The sequence below is a fragment of the Exiguobacterium sp. SH1S21 genome (genome assembly GCF_004337175.1).
GTDB lineage: Bacteria > Bacillota > Bacilli > Exiguobacteriales > Exiguobacteriaceae > Exiguobacterium > Exiguobacterium aurantiacum_A.
Genome location: NZ_SJUY01000006.1, coordinates 47906 through 69114, shown reverse-complemented (window position 1 = coordinate 69114; position 21209 = coordinate 47906). Strand labels below are relative to the sequence as shown.

General features: G+C 52.3%; 22 protein-coding genes. 12 read left to right on the top strand and 10 right to left on the bottom strand.

The features are described from left to right. The first annotated feature begins 9 nt into the window (after positions 1-9). The 5 genes from EVJ24_RS09445 to EVJ24_RS09425 all read left to right on the top strand — a co-directional run bounded on the left by EVJ24_RS09445 (position 10) and on the right by EVJ24_RS09425 (position 3668). A complete protein-coding gene (locus EVJ24_RS09445; RefSeq protein ID WP_070328911.1) occupies positions 10-666 on the top strand; it encodes a PspA/IM30 family protein in 657 nt (218 codons plus the stop codon). 86 nt (positions 667-752) lie between these two features. Beyond that, positions 753-1445 carry a cell wall-active antibiotics response protein LiaF gene (gene liaF / locus EVJ24_RS09440; RefSeq protein ID WP_131441114.1) on the top strand — a complete coding sequence of 231 codons (693 nt, stop codon included), beginning with the start codon at positions 753-755 and terminating at the stop codon, positions 1443-1445. Beyond that, entirely contained in the window at positions 1442-2470 is a 1029-nt protein-coding gene (locus EVJ24_RS09435; RefSeq protein WP_131441113.1) for a sensor histidine kinase, read from the top strand. The genes liaF and EVJ24_RS09435 overlap by 4 nt, the downstream gene beginning before the upstream one ends. Beyond that, positions 2467-3099 carry a response regulator gene (locus EVJ24_RS09430; RefSeq protein WP_070328913.1) on the top strand — a complete coding sequence of 211 codons (633 nt, stop codon included), beginning with the start codon at positions 2467-2469 and terminating at the stop codon, positions 3097-3099. Before EVJ24_RS09435 ends, EVJ24_RS09430 begins: the two co-directional genes overlap by 4 nt. 23 nt (positions 3100-3122) lie before the next feature. Continuing rightward, the gene (locus EVJ24_RS09425) at positions 3123-3668 is read left to right on the top strand and encodes a GNAT family N-acetyltransferase (protein WP_131441112.1); all 546 of its coding nucleotides are present in this window, start codon (positions 3123-3125) and stop codon (positions 3666-3668) included. A 19-nt stretch (positions 3669-3687) separates the two neighbouring features. Here the strand turns inward: EVJ24_RS09425 and EVJ24_RS09420 are convergent, their stop codons facing one another. From EVJ24_RS09420 to EVJ24_RS09405, 4 genes are all read right to left on the bottom strand, one after another. Next, positions 3688-5577, bottom strand: a complete 1890-nt coding sequence (locus tag EVJ24_RS09420; RefSeq protein ID WP_131441111.1) for an ABC-F family ATP-binding cassette domain-containing protein — start codon at positions 5575-5577, stop codon at positions 3688-3690. Then, positions 5574-6275, bottom strand: coding sequence for a lysophospholipid acyltransferase family protein (locus EVJ24_RS09415; protein WP_131441110.1), 702 nt, complete (start codon positions 6273-6275; stop codon positions 5574-5576). The genes EVJ24_RS09420 and EVJ24_RS09415 overlap by 4 nt, the downstream gene beginning before the upstream one ends. Positions 6276-6362: 87 nt before the next feature. After that, complete coding sequence (locus tag EVJ24_RS09410) at positions 6363-6623, bottom strand: hypothetical protein (RefSeq protein WP_016508370.1); 261 nt, start codon at positions 6621-6623, stop codon at positions 6363-6365. An 84-nt stretch (positions 6624-6707) separates the two neighbouring features. Next, positions 6708-6950 carry a hypothetical protein gene (locus EVJ24_RS09405; protein ID WP_131441109.1) on the bottom strand — a complete coding sequence of 81 codons (243 nt, stop codon included), beginning with the start codon at positions 6948-6950 and terminating at the stop codon, positions 6708-6710. Between the two features lie 567 nt (positions 6951-7517). Between EVJ24_RS09405 and EVJ24_RS09400 the strand changes: the two genes are divergently transcribed. From EVJ24_RS09400 to map, 5 genes are all read left to right on the top strand, one after another. After that, positions 7518-8369, top strand: coding sequence for a CvfB family protein (locus tag EVJ24_RS09400; protein WP_131441108.1), 852 nt, complete (start codon positions 7518-7520; stop codon positions 8367-8369). 162 nt (positions 8370-8531) lie between these two features. Further along, positions 8532-10061, top strand: coding sequence for a DEAD/DEAH box helicase (locus tag EVJ24_RS09395; RefSeq protein ID WP_071399156.1), 1530 nt, complete (start codon positions 8532-8534; stop codon positions 10059-10061). Between the two features lie 102 nt (positions 10062-10163). Beyond that, positions 10164-10415, top strand: coding sequence for a hypothetical protein (locus tag EVJ24_RS09390; RefSeq protein WP_071399157.1), 252 nt, complete (start codon positions 10164-10166; stop codon positions 10413-10415). Between the two features lie 55 nt (positions 10416-10470). Continuing rightward, positions 10471-11646 carry an EAL-associated domain-containing protein gene (locus EVJ24_RS09385; protein ID WP_236637632.1) on the top strand — a complete coding sequence of 392 codons (1176 nt, stop codon included), beginning with the start codon at positions 10471-10473 and terminating at the stop codon, positions 11644-11646. Between the two features lie 11 nt (positions 11647-11657). Next, the gene (gene map / locus EVJ24_RS09380; protein WP_131441107.1) at positions 11658-12413 is read left to right on the top strand and encodes a type I methionyl aminopeptidase; all 756 of its coding nucleotides are present in this window, start codon (positions 11658-11660) and stop codon (positions 12411-12413) included. A gap of 41 nt (positions 12414-12454) precedes the next feature. On the opposite strand, the gene menC is transcribed toward map, so the two are convergent. The 6 genes from menC to EVJ24_RS09350 are packed head-to-tail and all read right to left on the bottom strand — an operon-like array spanning position 12455 to position 19555. Further along, positions 12455-13522, bottom strand: coding sequence for an o-succinylbenzoate synthase (gene menC / locus EVJ24_RS09375; RefSeq protein WP_131441106.1), 1068 nt, complete (start codon positions 13520-13522; stop codon positions 12455-12457). Continuing rightward, entirely contained in the window at positions 13506-14876 is a 1371-nt protein-coding gene (menE, locus tag EVJ24_RS09370; protein ID WP_131441105.1) for an o-succinylbenzoate--CoA ligase, read from the bottom strand. Before menE ends, menC begins: the two co-directional genes overlap by 17 nt. A gap of 49 nt (positions 14877-14925) precedes the next feature. After that, positions 14926-15750 (bottom strand): 1,4-dihydroxy-2-naphthoyl-CoA synthase, encoded by an 825-nt coding sequence (menB, locus tag EVJ24_RS09365; protein WP_070328925.1) that lies wholly within the window; start codon positions 15748-15750, stop codon positions 14926-14928. Beyond that, the gene (locus EVJ24_RS09360) at positions 15751-16527 is read right to left on the bottom strand and encodes an alpha/beta fold hydrolase (RefSeq protein WP_236637615.1); all 777 of its coding nucleotides are present in this window, start codon (positions 16525-16527) and stop codon (positions 15751-15753) included. It abuts the gene before it with no gap. Then, complete coding sequence (gene menD / locus EVJ24_RS09355) at positions 16524-18173, bottom strand: 2-succinyl-5-enolpyruvyl-6-hydroxy-3-cyclohexene-1-carboxylic-acid synthase (protein WP_131441104.1); 1650 nt, start codon at positions 18171-18173, stop codon at positions 16524-16526. The genes EVJ24_RS09360 and menD overlap by 4 nt, the downstream gene beginning before the upstream one ends. Beyond that, positions 18170-19555, bottom strand: a complete 1386-nt coding sequence (locus EVJ24_RS09350) for an isochorismate synthase (RefSeq protein WP_131441103.1) — start codon at positions 19553-19555, stop codon at positions 18170-18172. Before EVJ24_RS09350 ends, menD begins: the two co-directional genes overlap by 4 nt. 167 nt (positions 19556-19722) lie before the next feature. Between EVJ24_RS09350 and EVJ24_RS09345 the strand changes: the two genes are divergently transcribed. Next, positions 19723-20622 (top strand): 1,4-dihydroxy-2-naphthoate polyprenyltransferase, encoded by a 900-nt coding sequence (locus EVJ24_RS09345; RefSeq protein ID WP_131441102.1) that lies wholly within the window; start codon positions 19723-19725, stop codon positions 20620-20622. A gap of 20 nt (positions 20623-20642) precedes the next feature. Further along, complete coding sequence (locus EVJ24_RS09340; protein ID WP_070328930.1) at positions 20643-21194, top strand: beta-class carbonic anhydrase; 552 nt, start codon at positions 20643-20645, stop codon at positions 21192-21194. The last annotated feature ends 15 nt before the right edge of the window (positions 21195-21209 follow it).

Genomic DNA, 21209 nt, shown 5'->3' with positions numbered 1-21209 from the left:
GATTTTATGATGAAGACACCATTTGATCAGTTTCGTGATTTAGCTAACGAGTTGACGAAAGAATTTTCAAAAGAAATGAAAAAGTATCAAGATAAAGAGGCGCCACGCTCAAGCGGGGAAGCCGAATTGAACCGCCACATCCGCGGTGCTGAAAAAGAGGCGTTGTCGGTCGAACGTCTCGTCGAACGTCAGAAGGCGTTGCTCGGCGAACTCGCGACGAAGCGTGACGATGCCAAATTGATGGCTGACAAGCGCTACGAACAGACAGAGCTCGCGAAACAAGCCGGCGAAGAGAAACTGGCTGAACGCGCCGCTCTCGAGTCAAAACATTACGGTGAACAGTATCGCTACTTCGAAGGCTTGCTTGACGAAGGCGGTCGTGAACTTGACGCCCTTGAGCGCCGTGCCCTCGAGATGCGCCTCAAACTCGACGAGATGCAAAACAAACGTTACGAGTTTGCGATGCGTGAGAACCTTGATTTGTTGAAAGGTGCGCTCGATCAAATCTTCGGAGCGGACACATCGAAGTCGCATCCGTTCACAGAAGAAGAGAAGAAAGACGCAACGAAGGAAGAACCTGCGGCCGAAGAAAAAACCGACGCGGCGGACGAAGATGATTTCGAAGCAAAATTAAAAGAACTTGAGCGTCGCTTTAAACAAGACTGACGCACTGGTTCAGCGATGGTCCAGAGTATTTTCGGGCCATCGCTTCTTTGCTTCATTGTACATATCGTTAGGGAGGGGGAAGCAGAGTGGAACGTTGGAACACACGCCAAATCATCGGCTTCATAATTATTTTATTTGCCATCGGACTATTTATCGACATCGTGACGGGTGGGAACAGCGTCCTCTTCAGCATGATTGTGCCGCTCTTATTGCTTTATATCGGGCGTCGCTTCAGCCGGAAAGGAAATCAGCCGGTTAGTTATATCTTTTATGGAATTGGCGGCGTGATGCTCGTCGGACTCATCTTTTCTTCGGCCGCGTTCGGGTTCGTCTTATCAGGATTATTACTCATGTTCGGGTACCGTTTGTATAAAAATCGACCGCTTGAGTCGAATCGGTTCCGGTCGCATATCCGTCAAGAACAGGCGTTTTCGTTCGGGACGAAAGAGTCGGGCCATTACGTCTTGCAAGACACGAATGAATTCTTTTTGCTACGCGACGTCGAGATGGATTTATCGCGCGCCATCATTCCGGAAGGGGAGACGTTCTTGCTCTTGAACGGACTCGCCGGGGATATCCGTATCCTCATCCCAGCCGGTTACGATTACTCGATCGACGCCTCAATCGGTTTTGGCAAGATCCAAGTCGATGAATCGAACTATTCACCGGTGTTCAACCGCCGTTTTTATACGGCGTCTGATGAGTACCAAGCGGCGACGCGAAAAGTCCGGATTCACATTGTGCTCATGAGCGGAAGCGTCGAGGTGATGACCGTATGAAGAAAGATTCTTACCCAAGGACGGTCGTCTGGCACCAGTTATTCAGTAGTCTACTGACGGCGTTATTCGTGACGATTGCATTTCTAATAGGTGACTCGACTTCACTCCGAGATTTATTTACACGTGAAGCAGGGTTGCCTTTCGGTGTGTCTATCGTTGTCATCGCCGTTTTGATCGGTAGCATATTCGGAGTTGGTTCTTACTTTTACTTGCGCCGGGATTTCCGTGAAGTGGCGATTGCCCTATGGAAGCTCGAGAATCAAAAAGAGATCACGTTCCGGCCGTTATCGCCGTACCGCGACACGCTCGAACGGATTGTCCGCATCAGCAAACAACGTACGGAGATGATCGAAGTCGCCAAACGGGTCGGCGATCGGCCGGTCAGTGTCGAAGAGGCACGAAGCGAGGCGGTCGTCGAAGAACGTCGTCGTGTCGCCCGTGAGCTGCACGACTCGGTCAGTCAACAGCTATACGCGATCTCGATGATGACGACAGCGGTCAAGCAGACGATCGAATCGAAACCGGAACTCGCCGCTAAACAGATCGGTCAAGTCGAAGTCATGGCACAGACCGCCCAGGCCGAGATGCGTTCGCTCTTGTTGCAGCTTCGTCCCGTCGAGCTAGAAGGGATGACCTTGAAGACGGGGATTGAACGTCTGTTAGAAGAACTGTCCCGCAAGCAATCGACCGAGCTCATCTGGCGTCTCGAGGAAGTGAAATTGTCACGCCATACGGAAAATGAGTTGTTCCGCATCGTTCAAGAAGCGATCAGCAATACGCTCAGGCATGCCAAGGCGAAGCGGCTCGAAATCGAAATGCGGACCGTTCAACAGACGGTCATCTTGAAAATAAATGACGACGGGATCGGTTTTAACGTCGAGGATACACAAGTCGCCTCATATGGCTTACAATCGATAAGAGAGAGAACGGCCGAAGTCGGCGGGACGTTACGTCTCGTCAGCGTGCCTGGAGTCGGTACACAAATCGAAGTGCGTGTGAAACAACAAGTGGAGGGGTTAGAATGATTCGAGTCGTATTGATTGATGATCATGAAATGGTCCGGGCCGGTGTCTCGGCATTTCTGTCGACGCAGCCGGACATTGAAGTAGTCGGGGAAGCGTCGGACGGGGCGACCGGAGCGGAGCTCGCCATCGCTGAAAAACCGGACGTCGTCTTGATGGACCTCGTGATGGAACCTGTGGACGGAGTCGAGTCGACGAAGCGTATTAAAGCGAGCTGGAAAGATGCGAAAATCTTAGTCGTGACGAGCTTTTTGGACGATGAAAAAGTGTATCCGGTCATCGAGGCCGGTGCGATGAGTTATGTCTTGAAGACGGCGAACGCGAATGAAATCGCCGACGCGATCCGTCAGACGGCAGCCGGTAATCCGGTCATGGCCGCACAAGTGACCGGCAAGATGCTCGAACGTCTGCGGCACCCGGAGACGACCCTTCATGAAAGTTTGACGGCGCGGGAACGCGAGATTTTGCAACTGATGGCCGAAGGCAAGGCGAACCAAGTCATCGCCGATGAATTATACATTTCGTTGAAGACGGTGAAGACGCACGTCTCGAACATTTTGACGAAGCTTGACGTCTATGACCGGACGCAAGCGGTCGTCTATGCGTTTCAACATAATTTAGTGGACAAATAATCACTCGGACGGGAGGGAACGGGATGATTCCAACGATTGAAACGGAACGACTGCAGTTACGGCAGTTACAATCGACCGATGCGGAGCAGTTACACACGATTTTTTCAAACGTCGACGTGTTGCGCCATTATGGGATGGAGCCGCATCAATCGCTTGAGCAGACGGAACAAATGCTATTCGGGATGCTAGAAGGGATTGCCGACGGATCGATCATGCGCTGGGGCATTATGAGGAAAGGTCACCCTGAGTTGATGGGGACGATCGGATTCCACAATCGCGCCCCGCGCCATCGACGTGCCGAAATCGGTTATGAGATCCATCCGCGTTATTGGCGGAACGGCTACGCGACAGAGGCATTGCAGGCGGCATTGACGTTTGCTGCGTGTTCCGCAGATATCGAGCGAGTCGGGGCTATCGTCTATCCTGAAAATATCCCTTCGCAGCAACTGTTAGAACGCAACGGTTTCATTCGTGAAGGAACGCTGCGCCACTATATGCGCCAAGGCAATCAAACATACGACGTGTACGTATACGGCTACATAGCGAAAAAAGACGGATCACAATGTTAAATTGTGATCCGTCTTTTTTTTATTTTTTCTGAGCTTGAATTTGTTCATCGATTTCAGACAAGTACTCCCAGCGCTCCATTTTTTCTTCGAGTGTTTGCTTGAGGGTACTGATTTCATCGTAAAGATCGTTCACTTTCCCGAGATCGCTACCGGCATCGGCGAGTCGCGCTTCTGCGGCTTCGATTTTCTGTTCGGTTATAGCGATCTCTTCCTCGATCGTCTCCCACTCTTTTTGTTCTTTAAAAGTGAACTTGACGACGTCGGCTTTGGCGCGTTCTTTCTTGTCTTTCGGTTCTTTTTTAAGCTGCCGTGCCTCGTCTTGCAGCTCGGCCAGATAGTCGCTATATTCGGCGTGATAGACGTTGATTGTCCCCTCTTCGAAGGCGATCAGTTGCTCGGCGATACGGTCAAGGAAGTAACGGTCGTGACTGACGGCGATGACGGTTCCTGGGAACGACTCTAAGTAGTCCTCTAAAACCGACAACGTTTCCGTATCGAGATCGTTCGTCGGCTCATCTAAGAACAAGACATTCGGCTCATCCATCAAAATCCGCAGCAACACAAGACGACGCTTCTCGCCACCGGACAGTTTACTGATCGGTTTATATTGGGCGTCCGGTGTGAACAAGAAACGCTCGAGCATTTGACCGGCGGTGATCGTCTCGCCGTCCGGTGTGTAGATGACTTGGGCGATCCGTTCGATCTCGTCGATGACCCGTCGCGTCGTATCGTCAAATTCGACTTGTTGACCGTAGTAACCGATGTGAACCGTCTCACCGTGGACGACCGTGCCTGACGTCGGTTCGATGCGACCGGCGAGCAAGTTCATGAGCGTCGTCTTGCCGCTCCCGTTCGGTCCAACGATGCCGTATCGTTCCCGGCGTCCGAACAGCCAGCTGAAATCGTGAATGAGCGGCGTGTCCGCATACTGGAACGATAACTTTTCGACTTCGATGACTTTTTTTCCGAGCCGGCGTGAACCGACCGATACGTCGAGCGCATCGTCTTCGGCGAGTGCCTCTTGCTGCTTTAAGCCCTCGACACGTTGAATCCGAGCTTTCTGTTTCGTCGTCCGAGCTTTGGCACCGCGGCGTAGCCAAGCGAGCTCGCGTCGCAAGATGTTTTGCCGCTTTTGTTCCATCGACTGAGAGCGGGCTTTGCGCTCGGCTCGTTTCTCGAGGAACAGTTCATAGTTCCCGTCATAAAAGTAAGACGTGCCGTCGGCAATCTCGAGAATATGGTTCGTCACCCGGTTCAAGAAATAACGGTCGTGGGTGATGAGCAAGATCGCGCCTCGGTAGTCCGCGAGAACCGTCTCGAGCCAAGCAATCGTATCGGCGTCGAGTTCGTTCGTCGGCTCGTCGAGTAAGAGCAAGTCGGCTTCGTCGAGCAAGGCCGCAGCGAGCGCGACCCGTTTTTGTTGGCCCCCGGAGAGGGAACTGATCTCGGCCGACACGTCAGGTAACCCAAGCCGATTCAAGATCGACTTCAGCTTCGCTTCCGTTTCCCAAGCGTCAGCGGCATCGACCGCTTGCTGTGCTTTCATGAAACGTTCGAGCCATTGCTCGCTCGATGGGTTCGCCTCGAGTGCTTGGCGAGCGAGCTCGTATTGTTTTAACGCCATGACGGATGGGGTGTTGCTTGTGAACAAGGCGTCTAAAATTGTCTGACCGGGAGCGAAATCAACGGTTTGCGTCAAATAACGAATCCGATAGTCGTTCGGATGTTGCATCGTGCCTTTGTCGGCTGTTTCGACGCCGGCAATGATTTTTAAGAACGTCGATTTCCCAGAACCGTTGACGCCGATGACGCCAATCCGGTTACCGGGATGAATCGTCATCGTGACGTCGTCAAACAAGACTTTGTCGGCGAACTCTTTACGGATGCCTTCGATTGTTAATAAACTCATTTGGAACCTCCTTCAACGACTTGGCGAATCATCGCTTCTACTTTCGCTGTCAATTCTTTATTCGAGACGTCAGCCGGGTCGATAGCCGGTAAAAACGTCACATCGACGATACCCGGTCTAATCCGGTTTTTCATTTCGAGCAGGTGATGGCTGCCGTTGATCGCCACCGGAACGATTTTTGCTCCGCTCGACGTAGCGAGCGTCAGGCTGCCGGCTTTAAACTCTTTCATCGGCCCACCTTTTGAACGAGTGCCTTCCGGGAAGATGATGATGGACTGTCCGGATTGGATCGTCTCGACACCGGCACGGATCGCTTTGACGGATTGGCGGCGGTCACTGCGATCGATAAAGATGCAACCCATCAATTCCATCCAACCCGCGATCATCGGAATTTTTTTGACTTCGATTTTTGAGATGAACGCTTTCGGGTGCTTTGTCGCCGTGATCATAATCGGGATGTCGAAGTTTCCTTGGTGGTTGGCGACGTAGACGACCGGTTCGTTCGGAATATGTTCTTGTCCGTGCACACGGACTCGGACTCCGGCCACTTTCAATAAGAAGCCGGCCCAGTTGTAGGCGATTTTTTGAACGTAATCGTATCGTGCCGGTACGTCGAGTCGTTTTGCTTTCGGATAAAACGGAAGCAAGACGGGCAAGACGGCGAAGAACGAGAAAAACCAAATGGCGGTGCGTAACATAGTATCAATCTCCTTTTCAAAATAGAGCCAAACAGCAAGAAAGAGTCTTCTTCTCACACAGAGAATCTGACTCTTAGACATGAATCTTTATTCCCAGAAGCGAGAATCGGTTTCCTCTTCTTCTTCCTCGAGTTCGAACGTAATTCGTTTATTCACCGGGTCAACGACAAAGTAGGCACCGTCTTGCTCGATGCTCTTAAACTGCATCACGTGATCACTGCCAATTTCTAAGGTTAGGCGGATTCGATTGTCGTCATCGACGAGCAAAATGCCGTCTTCTTTCAGCCACAGCTCCATGACGGGTGAATAGCGTAACAGCCATTCGTTCGATAAAGGGATTTCATTCATTCGTGTTTGTGCCTCCTACGGTCCAAGTCCGTTGTGCTCTTCTATCTAGAATAGAATACCAAAAGTGGCGTGGGAACACGAGCGTTATGTAGAGCGTTTGCGTGAACTGGAGTGCATGCGAGCGACGATGCGAGCGATGCGCTTTTGATTGCGTCGTTCTTTCAGGAGCACGTTCATTTGTGCGATAAGCTGTTTAAATGAAGATAGACCCATGGCGAGCAGTGCCGCGAACAAGAATGTGCCGATCGGATCTTTGAAAAAACCGGTTTGGAGCGAGACGGACAAACCGACGACTGAAAGAATCGTGGTGAGAAAATAAAATAGCATGAGTGACTCTCCCTTCCCAGATGATTCAATTGAAAAAACCGAACGTATTTCTCGTTCGACAAGTGAGCAAAAAATTCCTTTTTTTGTCGAACAAAACAAAAAAACGCCTTCTGACGAGCGAGAGGGCGCTTACTCTTGAACCATCGTGACGGAAGACGACACGTTCGTATCGACACCGTTTGAGAATATGAAACTCAGCGAAGCGAGAAGAGCGAAGAATGCAATCAAAAGGCCCTTCATGAAGCGTTTCGCAAATGAGCGAGATTGAACATCAAACATTTTATTTCCCCCGTTCGGACATTGCTGAAACCTGATTTATAAACAACACTCCTTTAATAATAACGTTTTCAAAAAGTGGATACTAGATGGAAAAACATTGTTCACAAAATTGTCACAAAGTCCTGTCTGATACTCGGTCGATTTAGAAGCTTAACAGTTAGGTGGTTCATTGTCCTGTTCACAAATTGGACACAATTGACCTGAAGCAGGAAAAGGAACGTGATATGATTAAGAACGTGTGTAGGTAGGTATACTGACAGTAATAAGATGAAAAAGGATGTGTATAGAATGGTATTACGTGCAGGAGATGTAGTCGATCTAGTTGCGGAACGTTCAGCCGATTTTGGCGTATTTATTGGGAACGGCCGTGAAGAGGTATTACTTCATCGAAAAGAACAAACAGAAGAAGTCACAGTCGGTCAAACGGTGCGTGTCTTCCTATATCATGACTCGGAAGGGCGTCTCGCTTCGACGATGACGATTCCGAACGTATCGTTTGATGAATATGAATGGTTTGAGGTGACAGGCGTTCGCTACAATACGGGCGTGTTCGTCAACATTGGCATTCAAAAGGACGTGCTCGTCTCGCTCGACGACCTCCCTGAAAACCGGACATATTGGCCAAAAGAAGGCGATAAGCTATGCGTCCGTCTCAAGTACGATCAAAAAGGCCGTCTGCTCGGAGAACCGGCTCATTATGCGTATTTGAACTTGCTCGCCCGTCCCGCCAAAGAAGAGTGGGGCAATCAAGACGTTCAAGCGGTCGTCGTCAACAAACGTGATGTCGGTGTCAACGTCTGGGTCGAGAATGAATCACTCGGTTTCTTACATGAAGCAGAGATGACGCGATGGCCGCGTCTCGGCGAACAGTTAGCAGTACGTGTGACGCAAGTGAAACAAGACGGTACCGTTCTTGTATCGATGAAACCACGGGCGTACGAAGCGATCGACCCGGATGCGGAAAGCATTCGCTCTTACATCGAAGAACGTGGCGGTGAAATGCCTTACGGCGACAAGACAGCCCCGGACGTGATCGACCGTGAGTTTGGCATGAGCAAGGCGGCCTTCAAACGGGCGCTCGGGAAGCTCTTGAAAGAAAAGCAAGTTGAAAAACTCGACAACGGGTATAAATTGAAATAAGATTACTCATGTACAGGTGGCCGAAAAAAGTTTTAGAATGTATTTCTTTCATTTTAGAAACAAATGCGGTATAGTAATAAGAGTTGACTACGAGGAAACATTTAAAGAACGTCTGCAGAACTAACCTCAGACGTTTTTTGCATGAACAAAGGAGAATATAATTTGACAAAATTTCAAGATTTACAGTTAAGTGATGCATTAGTAAAAGGTGTACTCAAAATGGGCTTCGAGGAAGCGACACCGATCCAAGCTGAAACAATTCCAATCGCACTCACAGGAGTGGACGTATTAGGTCAAGCACAAACAGGTACAGGGAAAACAGCAGCTTTCGGTATTCCGACAATTGAGCGAATCGACACAAAGGCGCGTCAAGTCCAAGCACTTGTTCTTGCACCGACACGTGAACTTGCGATTCAAGTTGCAGAAGAATTGAACAAAATCGGGGAAGCGAAGCGTGTATACGCACTTCCTGTATATGGTGGTCAACAAATCGACCGTCAAATCCGCGGCTTGAAAAAGAACCCGCAAATCGTCGTTGCGACACCTGGACGTCTCATGGACCACATGAAACGCAAGACGATCAAACTCGATGAGATCCAAACAGTGATCTTGGATGAGGCGGATGAAATGCTCAACATGGGCTTCGTTGAAGATATCGAGATGATTTTGAAAGGCCTTCCGGCTGAACGTCAAACGCTTCTCTTCTCAGCGACAATGCCACCGCAAATCAAGAAGATTGCTGAGCGCTTCATGAAGTCGCCAACGATCATCAAAGTAAAAGCGAAGGAAATGACAGTTGAAAACATCAACCAACAGTTCCTCGAATTGCGTGAAAACCAAAAATTCGATACGCTTTGCCGTTTGATCGACATCGACTCACCAGAACTCAGCATCATCTTCGCTCGTACGAAGAAACGTGTTGACGAAGTTACAGAAGCACTCATCAAACGTGGTTACACGGCTGATGGCCTTCACGGTGACTTGACGCAATCAAAACGTGACCAAGTCATCCGTCGTTTCAAAAACGGCACGATCGACATCTTGGTCGCAACAGATGTAGCGGCGCGTGGACTTGATATCACAGGTGTCACACACGTTTACAACTTTGACGTCCCACAAGATCCGGAAAGCTACGTGCACCGTATCGGACGTACAGGCCGTGCTGGTAAAACAGGTACTGCCCTTACGTTCATCACGCCACGTGAATTCGGTCAAGTGAAGTCAATCGAGCGTGTGACGAACAAGAAAATGAACCGTCGTCACGTACCGACGATCGCAGAAGTACTCGAAGGAAACCAAAAGCAATCAGCTGAAGATTTGATCGAACGCGTTCAAGCGGGCGATTTCAAAGCTTACACGCAACTTGCGACTGAGCTCCTTGAAGAGTACGAAGCAGTCGAGCTTCTCGCAGCAGCACTTCGTGGTTTGACGAAAGAGCCAGATTCAACACCTGTTGAAATCTCTTACGCAGAACCAGTTCGTGTGAAACGTCAAGGTGGACGCAACGACCGCGGTGGATACCGTGGTGGCGCACGCAGTGGTGGCGGAGACCGTCGCACTGGCGGCGGAGACCGTGGCGGACGCTCAGGCGAACGTAGCGGTGGCGGTGGATACCGTGGAAAACGCACTGGTGGGACTGACGATCGTCGTCGCTCATCAGAAGACCGTGGCCCACGTCGTCCGCGTGACTAATCGATAAAACGAAAACCGCATTTCCTTAAGTGGATTTGCGGTTTTTTTATTTGTCTCATGCTACACTGAACGAGTAGAGATTGAAGGATGAGGTGTCAACGGATGGTAGAACTAGGTTTAGGTCTCGTCATATTATTGGCGTGCGTCCTAGCATTGAAGCCGATTGTTATGCGGACAGCACGTCCGAATTTCCGATATATTCCGGTCGCCACACTTTTGTTTGGCGCGATGATTTGGTTAGTCATGGCCATCGGCGTCGGCGGGAAGATGGGAATCGGATACGGTGTGATGAGTATCGTGTATTTTATTGCTTGTTTCGGTGCCTATATGTATGTGCATACACGAGCGAGCTGAAACCGGCTCGTTTTCTTGTTTCAAAAATGAGGATGAGGTGATCTAATTGGACGCAGTGGATGTGATGATGAATCCAAATGAAGTCGAAGTGACATATGAACCGATCTTCGGGGCGGCCACGTTTCAAGTGGAAGGGTACATGGTACACGGCCATTTCAGGGGCGAGTCGCTCACCCCGTTCTTTTACGATGACGACGTACCGGTCGAGTATCAACTCGACATCGCCAAACGGATGGAACGATTGGCCGCCGAAGCGTTGCGTGACGAAAAGCAGTTCGTCACGTTCCGCTGCCGGTCGGAATGGATCCTTGAAGAAGGGGGCGAAGCATTTTTAGCACCGTTACGGGAATTGAACTTCCCGCTCCACCGGATATTTGTGACACTTCAAGGGACCGAGCTCGTTGATGTGTCTCGTCTGTCCCGCGTCGTTCAATATTATCGATCTTCTGGTGTGAGAGTCGCGCTCGACTTCGCGGAGTCGACGAGTATCGAGGACATCATGACGATTGCACCGGAGTTGTTGCTTGTCGATTTAGCAACGATGGTCGAGAAGAAGACGTTGTCGGTGACTTACCCCCAAATGCTCCAGACGATGGAATACATCGCTTCGAAACTCGGGGCCCCGCTGCTTTATAAGTCAATCGATCATCTCGGTCAGTTGCGTTACGCTTGGCAGCACGGTGGAAGTTACTACATGGGTGGCTTGTTAGGTCGTCAAGAGGATTTCCCGCCGCGTGAAGCAAAAGGAATGAGTGTGCTCACGCAAGAAGTTCCAGCGTTCTTCCTGCACGACCAAGAGCGATTGAAGCGGTTGTATGAGCTGGAATTCGAACTTCACGGAAAAGTCGCGGAGCTCGTCCAAACCGGGAAATGGTCACGGGATAAGAAGGATGAATGGCTGCTCCATATTGCCCCTAAATTAGAAGGGATGCTCGTCCGCTACTACTTGACCGACCAAACTGGCTTCCAGACGAGTGCGAACGTCTACCAAGAGCAACATGTTTGGAAAGTCGACAACACGTACCGGGGCTATAACTGGAGTTTTCGACCGTACTTTATCCGAACGATGGCGGCGATGAGCGTTCGCGGACGTGGCTATTTGTCGGAAGACTATCGCGACTTCAGCTCTAACGAAGTGACGCGGACGTTCAGTTACCCGTTGCCGGACGGCATGTTTTTGTTCGCCGATCTATCAGAAGAATACTTATACCAAAACCGATTATTAGATTGAGAGGGATTATGATGTTTGATTACGATTATGATGCGTTGCGTGAGATTGGAAGAATTGTCGCCCGGGCAAGGGATGAGATGGCTCAGGCCGTCACGCCAGGAATCACGACGAAAGAGCTCGATGCGATCGGGCAACGTATTCTTGAAGAAGAGGGAGCGGCCTCGGCGCCGATTACGATGTATGAGTTTCCGGGCTATACGTGTATCTCCATCAATGAAGTGGCTGCCCACGGAATTCCAGGTAAAGAAGTCATTAAAGACGGGGACATCGTCAATGTCGATGTGTCTGCCGTGAAAGATGGCTATTATGCAGACACGGGACGGACGGTGATTGCCGGTACACCGAAATCGCCAGAACATGTTCGCTTAGTCGAGGTCTCGCTCACGTCGCTCGAAGCAGGTCTCAGCAAAGTGAAGGCCGGTACGAAAGTGAACCAGATCGGAAAAGCGATTTACGCGGATGTCCGCAAAAATGGCTTCACTGTCATTCGAAATTTGGCAGGTCATGGACTCGGCCGCACGCTCCACGGCGAACCGGAGACGATCTCCAACTACTATAGCCGGGAAGAGAATGACATCTTGAAAGTCGGTCAAGTCATCGCGGTCGAGACGTTCGTCTCGACGAAAGACGAGATCGTCTACCAGTCAGAAGAGGACGGCTGGGCGTTATTCACACCGAACGACAGCCCCGTCTCGCAGTTTGAACACACGGTCATCGTGACCGAGGACGGCTATGAAGTGTTGACTGGCACGTTCCGAGAAGAATAATGTAATCAAACAAGGATACAGACCGCGGTCTGTATCCTTGTTTACGTTAACTGGATGATTTGTTCGCTTAACTGATGAATCTTTTTCCAATCCGGAGTGACGACGTCAGGGATCGAGAGCTGACCGTTTTCGACGTCGAGCTGCGTATCGAGCAAGTCAGTCTCGAAATAGGCGCTCGTTCCGGCCATGTCGGCCGGATAGGCGGCACCCGTCAACGAGGCGAATAAGAGCGTATGATAACGGCCGATCGATGATTCGTACATACCGCCGACCCAATACGGAGTACCGCTGTCACGGATTGCGAGCGCCTCGGTCAATCCCCCGACGCGGGCAGGTTTAATGTTGACGATGCGTCCGGCCTGAAGCCGATTCATCGTCTCGACGTCTTGCCGTGACGTGATGGACTCGTCAAGACAGATGGGCGTCTTGAGTTTTGATTGCAGGTCGGCCGAGTCGCCCCAGCAGTCGCTCGGATAAGGCTGTTCGATCATCAAGAGGCGATGGGCGTCGAGTTGTTCGAACCAGTCGAGCGGCTGCTCGTGCGCACTGCCGTTCAAGTCGATCATGAGCGGAGCGTCCGGGAAAAAAGTTCGTACTTCTGCGAGCGCCGTCAATAGCTCATGGGGCGATGCTTTCAACTTGATCCGTTCGAACCCGGAATCGAGCGCTTGTTCGATCGCGTTCAACGTTTCGGTGAGCAAGCCGATCCCAATCGTCCGCCCACAAGCGACGTGATGTCCGGCTTGCAAAAGTTGTTTTAGCGTCACGCCAGCACGGGCGGCCTCGATTTCCCAGAGTGCACTCTCCCACATCGCTTTTGCCATCGGATGTCCGATGATTGAACGGACATGGTCTGAAAATGTGGTCGCGCTGACCGTCTGTCCGTTCAGCAATCGATAGATCAGTTCAGACGTGTCGACGGTCGAGCGGACCGTCTCCGACGTATACCACGGCGTCTCAAAGGCGACACCTTCACCGTATCCGACTGCTCCATCGGTCGTTTCCAGACGGAGAATGACCGTCCGTCTCGTCGTCAAAACGGCATGGGCTGTTACAAGTGGATGTTTGAACGTAAGTGGAACGATGTAAAGATCAGCTCGTTGAATCATAATCGGTCTCCTTTAAGCGGTGCCTCATCAATTTTCCGTTGGCGTTTCGTGGGAGCTGAGTGACCGTGATCAATGCCTTTGGGTGCTTATACTTAGCAAGGTGGTCGTTTAAAATTTGCGTAAGTTCGTGAGGGTCGTACGTCCCGACGATATAGGCGATCGGGACGGCGCCCCATGTCGGGTCAGGCTTCCCGGTGACACCTGCGTCCTCGATACCGGGGCATCGCAACAGGACGCTCTCGATCTCCGCGGGATAGATGTTTTCTCCGCCCGAGATGATCAAGTCGCTCCGGCGATCCAAAACATATAAATAGCCGTCTTGGATCGTTCCGAGGTCGCCGGTTCGCCAGTACCTGTCCTCGGTCCAAGCGTTCGCTTCCGATTCGTTATAATAGCCGGGCGTGACGGTCGGGCCATTGACTTCAATCTCACCATCGCGACTGATACGGATGCGGGTCGGTGCGATCGCTTGACCGCTTGAACCGATGTGGTCAAGCGCTTCAGACGGTAACAGCGTCGCGACTTGAGAGCAAGTCTCCGTCATCCCGTACGTCTGCGCGATCGGCAAGTGGCGGCGGTCTGCTTCTTCGAGCAACGGCCGTGGCACCGGGCCGCCTCCGACGAGGATGACGCGGAGGTGGTGGCTCGTTAATCCGGCGTCGAGCAGTCGTCCGAGCATGACGGCGACGAGGGAAAGGTGAGTGATCTGTTCGGACGCGATCAATTGGATCGTACGCAAGACGTCAAACTTCGGTTCGACGTATAATGTCGAGCCGAACAAGGCGCAGCGGTACACTTGGGCGAGCCCGCTCATGTGGAACAGCGGTGTGACGACGAGCATGCGGTCGGTCGGCTCGTATCCGAGATGTTTTTTTGCGGCCTCGGCGCTCGCACAATGATTTCCGTACGTCTGTTTCACCGCTTTGGCGCGTCCGGTCGTGCCAGACGTAAACATGAGCGACATCACCTCGTCACGGCCCCAACGATGATGTCGGCGTAACGGCTCTTTATCGCGCACACTCACGTCAATTTGAGGGACGTTGAGGTCGATTTCCTGATCGACGAGTAAGATGTCGATGTGGGCCTTGTCGAGTTGAATCGCGAGTTCGCTTGTGGTCAAACGTGTATTCAATGGCACGAGTACTTTTCCGAGCAAATGGACGGCGTGGACTGCGATGATATAGTCTTTACTATTTGACGCATACAGTCCGATGTGACGAGCGTCCGGAACGGTCCGGCCTAAAAAGTGTGCCAAGCGCGAGCTCTCATCGATCAATTCGCCCCACGTCAGACGTTCCGTTGCGGTGACGAGGGCGATTGTGTCGACAGGATGTTGCTTCAAATCATAATCCATCACAATTACCTCCAAAAAGAGAGTAGCGAATTCGCTACTCTCTTACGATTTACGGGAAACGCGGGAATTGACCGAAGTCAGGGTCACGTTTTTCTTTGAAGGCGTCACGGCCTTCTTTTGCTTCATCTGTCGTGTAGTAAAGGAGCGTCGCATCACCGGCGAGCTGTTGGATCCCGGCCAAGCCGTCCGTATCAGCGTTCATCGCAGCTTTCAAGAAGCGGAGTGCTGTCGGCGAGTGTTGCAAGATCTCTTGGCACCATTGGACCGTCTCGGCTTCAAGCTGTTCGAGCGGGACGACCGTGTTGATGAGCCCCATGTCGAGCGCTTGTTGTGCGTCGTATTGACGGCACAAGTACCAAATCTCACGAGCCTTCTTATGTCCGACGATGCGGGCCAAGTAGCCTGAACCGTAACCGGCGTCGAACGATCCGACTTTCGGTCCAGTTTGACCGAAACGAGCGTTGTCGGCCGCAATCGTCAAGTCACAGACGAGGTGCAAGACGTGTCCGCCACCGATGGCGTATCCAGCGACCATGGCGATGACCGGTTTCGGGATGACTCGGATCAAGCGCTGAAGATCAAGGACGTTCAAGCGCGGGATATCATCGTCACCGACGTAGCCGCCGTGACCGCGAACTTTTTGGTCGCCACCTGAGCAGAAGGCTTGATCGCCTTCACCTGTCAAGATGATGACGCCGACTTCTTTATCGTCACGGGCGCGCGCGAACGCGTCAATCAATTCGTTGACCGTGAGCGGGCGGAACGCGTTCCGAACTTCCGGGCGGTTGATCGTGATTTTTGCGATCCCGTTCCACTTCTCATATTTAATGTCTTCATACGTCCGGACCGATGTCCAGTTTGCTACTGATTCCATTTAAATTCCCCCTAAAATCAATTTCTCTATCATTGTACCAAATTGTTGGGCGTTCTCGATATGGGGAGCATGGCCCGCATTCGAAATTTCGTGTATCCGAATGTCTGGACGACGTTCACGCATAGCGCGAGCAATCGTTTGAAACTTCACATCGTGGGCGCCGACGATCAAATCGGTTCGAGGCAGGCGGTCAAGATCCGTCCATAACGACGGCATACTGCCGGTCCCAATGGCGCGCAAACTGTTCGCGAGCGCCGACGAATCTTGAGCGAGCCGCTCATGTCGAAGTGATGCCCGCATCTCGTCCGTTTGGCGCCAAAGCGGGAGCATCTCCCATGCGGCGACGAACGCTTCGATTCCGTCCGTCTCGATCCGTCGCGCGAGCCGTTCATCGGCGTCGCGTCGCGCTCGTCGTTCTGAAGCGATAAGACCGGGCGTCGTACTAATCCCGATGAAGTGGTCCACGCGCTCGTCACAGGCTGCGAGTGTCATGCCGATGCGGCCGCCGAGCGAATAGCCGATGACCGTCCACGGTCTTTCGTCTGTGTCGAGCAGCGTCGATAAATCCTTCACTTGTTGGCTCATCTTCGCGCGGGCGACCGAGCAACTGCCGGTCTGTCCATGTTGAAGCAGGGACGGGGCGACGAGGCGCACCGGCAAGTCAGGGAAATGTGAGAGCCATCCTGCGTTGCTCGTGAAGCCGTGCAACAAGAGGACTGGTCTTCCGGACCCGTGCTCGAGCACTTCATACGACACGTCACGGACAGTGCGTCTCACGTCCCATTCTCCAAAGTGAGACGCGTGCAGATCGATTCCGTCCAGTTCCGGTGGGATAAGACGTTGTCGGCACGGTCGGACGGGAACTCAATCAACTGAATCCCGGCCTCGATCGCTGCAGTCACGTCTTCTGGACGTTCGAGCAGTTGATAGCTAAGCCCGTACGTGTCGGCGAAGCCACGGATGTTCAAGTCGAGCGGTGTACCGAACAAGTCTTCGAACATCTGTGGCTCGATTGATGCTTGCGGTAAGAAGGAGAAGATGCCGCCACCGTTGTTGTTGGCGACGATGATCGAGAACGAGCCAGGATGCGTTTTTAGTAACTGCAGGGCGTTGCTGTCGTGATAGAACGCCAAGTCACCGATCAGTAACGCGGCTCGTTCTGTGTCGTGGCAAGCACCGAGCGCGCTCGAGATGATTCCGTCGATCCCGTTCGCGCCTCGGTTGGCGAAGACGGATACGGCTTGTCCGGCGCCGAGCGTCGTGTCGACGTCACGGATCGGCATGCTGTTGCTGACGAACAAGCGGTCGATCTGAGCGTTCAAGACGTGGCGGGTCAAGGCGCTCTCACCGCTCAGACTTGGTTTGGCCGATTCGGCGACTTGTTCGAATAAGGAAAAGCGAGCCGAGTAGACGTCGTCAAACGGGACGTCGATGACCTCCAAATAATCATTCGCGTCGCCGTAGACGACAGTCGCACGACTCGATGGGTCGCGAAACGAGCCAGGCTGTTCAATCAAGATTTGGTGGGTCTGTTTGAGCCATTCATTCAACCGTTTCGATACAGGAGCCGCACCGAAGCGAACGACCGCATTCGGCGTCCATTCTGGGCTATGCTCACTTGCGAGCCACGTGTCATAATTCGTCAAAACGCCGTCAAAGCAACGCATGCCACTGAGCGGATCGGCGAACACCGGAATTCGGTGAGTGTTTGCTACGTTGGAGATGGTTTCGAGCCAAGACGTCGGCGTGCCAGGTCCGACGACGAAAGCGAGCCGTTCGACGGCCGTCTCTTGTTTGAAGCGAACCAAGTCGTCGGTGACGGGACGAATGTACGAGGTCTCGCTCCGTCTCGAAGTGGCGGTCAATTGTGACTTCAGACGTTCGATATCGGGCAGTAACGGTTCTCGGAACGGAATGTTAATATGGACCGGTCCGAGCGGGGCCTGCGCACTCAAGCGTACGAGACGTCCGACGGCTTGTTCCATATAGCGCAGACTCTCTGGCTCGGGCACCGGTAGATCGAGGCTCGTCTTCACATGTTCACCGTAGAGACGGACTTGATCGATTGCTTGCGGGGCCCCGACGTTACGCAACTCATGCGGCCGATCTGTCGTCAAGACGACGAGCGGGAGCTGGGAAATCGTTGCCTCGGCGATAGCTGAAAAATAGTTGGTAGCGGCTGTGCCGCTCGTACAAATTAATGCGACCGGCCGAACGTCTTCGCCAGCGCGGGTTAGTCCGAGCGCGAAGAAAGCGGCTGAACGCTCATCGACGACGACGTGATGGCGTATATTCGGGTGCAAATACGCGGCCATCGCCAGCGGTGTCGAACGCGAACCGGGACTGATGACGACGTCATAAATCCCAGTTTCGACGAGTCGATTCATCATATGGGATACCCAATTCGTTAACATATCGTTCATTCGTGATTGCCTCCTGAAATGACTTGGTCTAACCCGAGCGCTTGCTTGATCGGGCTCAATTTGACTTCTGTCTCGGCTAGCTCTGATTCGAGTTCAGACTCTTGGACGATTCCACAGCCTGCGTATAATGCCACGAACTGATGCTGGACAAGGGCCGAACGGATGGAGACGACAAATTCACCTTCTCCGTCGGTGTTCAACCAGCCGAACGGTGAGCCGTACCAGCCGCGATCGAACCGTTCGATGTCGCGCAGCAAGCGGACGGCCGTCCGCTTCGGAGAACCGCCGAGTGCGGGTGTCGGGTGCAACGACTCAATGATGGAGAGGAGAGACGCGTTCGTGTCCAAAGTCGCTTTGATCGGTGTGTGTAAATGAAATACCGAGCGGTTCTCTAAAATCGTCGGGGACGGTGCGACATGAATGGTCGCTGCATAAGGCGTGAGAGCGTTTTGAATGTCTTTGACGACGATTTGGTGCTCCTCTAAATTTTTACGGTCATGCAACAACTGCTGTTTCGCCGTCTCGGTTTCCGCGTCCGTATCCGGGCGTTTGATCGTGCCGGCGATGGCCGCGGTCTCGATATGCGGTCCTTGTTTACGGACGAGCCGCTCCGGTGTGGCCCCGAAAAATCCGATTTCCCGTTTCGGTTGATATAAGAACACGTAACTACCTTCTTGATGTTCAGACAAGTGCCGTAGCGTCTTCGCGAACGGGAACGCTTCATCTGACGTCTGGTAAATCTCTTCCCGGGCGATGACGAGTTTCTCGACTTTTTCTTCGGCGATATATCCTTTCGCCTGTTGAAAACTTGATTTAAAGTGATCGACGCCGTCTTTTACTTTCGAATACGTCGGTGTCGACTCATCGGGCGCGTGCAGGGCGTTGAACTGGGCCAATTGGTCGGCTAGTTGAATTAAATATTGTTCAACGGTCTGGTTTGAAGAAACAAGGGTCGACACCGTCAACGTGTGCTTGTCACCGGAACGACGGTATAAAAATTTAGGGACGACTAAAGCCGCCTCGCCGAATGAGTCCCACATGTTTTTTTGAGGTCGGACGAACGTATCGAACGAAAATCCTGAGAACGCATAGATGACGGCATCGACATCTCGGCGATGCAGGCTCCAGTCGTATTGCAGACGTTGGAACCGTTCGGGTCCGGACGCCGTCAAGACGAGCGCGTCGGCACAACCGAGCATTTCAAGTGAGCGATCGGGTGTCGAAAAATAATAGTGTGATGTTTCTGTATTTTGAATGATATGAAACGCGTCGAACGAAGGGATCTCCCACGTGTATGAGGCAAGGACAGGTCGTTGCCATGCGCGTGCGCGTTTATGCGCTTGTTCGATTCGTTGTTTAATGTGTGTTTGAGTATCTGGCATATAAGAAAAGCCTCCTCAATCCGATAGAATATTCATCTTTTAGTGTATCATGACTTAACGGCTGTACTGCCCGTCAAATGCTCGAGAAACATGACTTCAGACGATTGAGGGGCGGGCATTGACAGATTTTTTTGTGGAGACGTAAACTAACGAAGGGAGGGAAGTAGATGAAGAAGAGAGAGAAAGGTGCTTATTGGCGCATGATTCGTCCGCACACACTGACGGCGAGCTTTATTCCGGTGCTGTTAGGAACGTTTATCGTCGTCGGTCAAACCGATTTGAAATGGGGTCTGTTCTTGGCGATGCTCATCGCCTCGGTCTTGATTCAAATCGCGACGAATTTATTTAATGAATACTATGACTACAAACGCGGGCTCGACCACGAGGGCTCGATTGGAATTGGCGGCTCGATCGTGCGAGACGGGTTCACGCCGGGTCAAGTGCTCGGCATCGCGCTCGGGATGTATGGCGTCGCGGGAGTTCTCGGTCTATACATTGCCGCTTCGACGAGCTGGCATTTGCTTTGGATCGGAGCGTTGTCGATGGTGGTCGGCTATCTGTATACGGGTGGCCCGCTTCCGATCGCGTATACGCCGTTCGGTGAACTCGTCGCCGGATTGTTCATGGGCTACGTCATCATCGGGATTTCAGGGTATATCCAAATCGGCACGGTGACGACTGAGTTGTTGCTCGTGTCGTTCCCGATGGCGCTCTTGATCGGGGCGATTTTACTGGCCAACAATATTCGAGACTTGGATAACGACAAGGTGAACGGACGACGCACGATCGCGTGTCTCGTCGGACATCGCCGGGCCGTGCTCGTTTTGGCCGGATTCTTTATCGTAGCGCTGATTGGTATCCTCGTCGCCGTATTCGTTTACGGGGTCACGCCTTGGGTATTGCTTTCGTTAATGACCGTTCCGATCATGATTCGTGCGGTGAAGCGGTTCTGGGTGAAACGTGAGCCGGCCGACCTGATGCCGGCGATGGCGATGACGGCGAAGGTCAACACGTTGTTCGGGGCCTGGATGGTCATCGGATTGATCGTCGCACGCGTTATCGCATAAACATAGAGGAGGGGAACGATATGTCAGTCGTCAAAGACATGCTTGCGTTCAATGAACGGTTCGTGACAGAGAAGCAGTATGAGCAGTACGTGTCAGATAAATTTCCTGATAAGAAAATTGTCATTTTAACTTGTATGGACACACGGTTGACGTCGTTATTGCCACATGCGCTCGGTTTGAAGAACGGCGACGCGAAAATCATCAAAAACGCGGGCGCGGTATTGTCGCATCCGTTCGGATCGGTCATGCGCTCGATTCTCGTCGCCTTATACGCTCTCGGTGCGGAAGAGGTGATCGTTGTTGGACATTACGATTGCGGCATGGCCGCTATCGACCCGAACGCGGTCATCGGCGAGATGGAGCGGCGCGGAATTGATCCGCAGACGTTACAGACGCTCAAAGCCTCAGGCATGAACTTGGAGAAGTGGTTGCATGGCTTTGACTCGGTCGAGGCGAACGTCGTCAACTCGGTCAGTCTGATCAAAAACCATCCGCTCCTGCCGCCGGGTACGGACGTCCACGGATTTGTCATCGATCCAGGAACGGGGCGACTCGATGTCGTAGAGGCATAATCATCCATGCAAAAA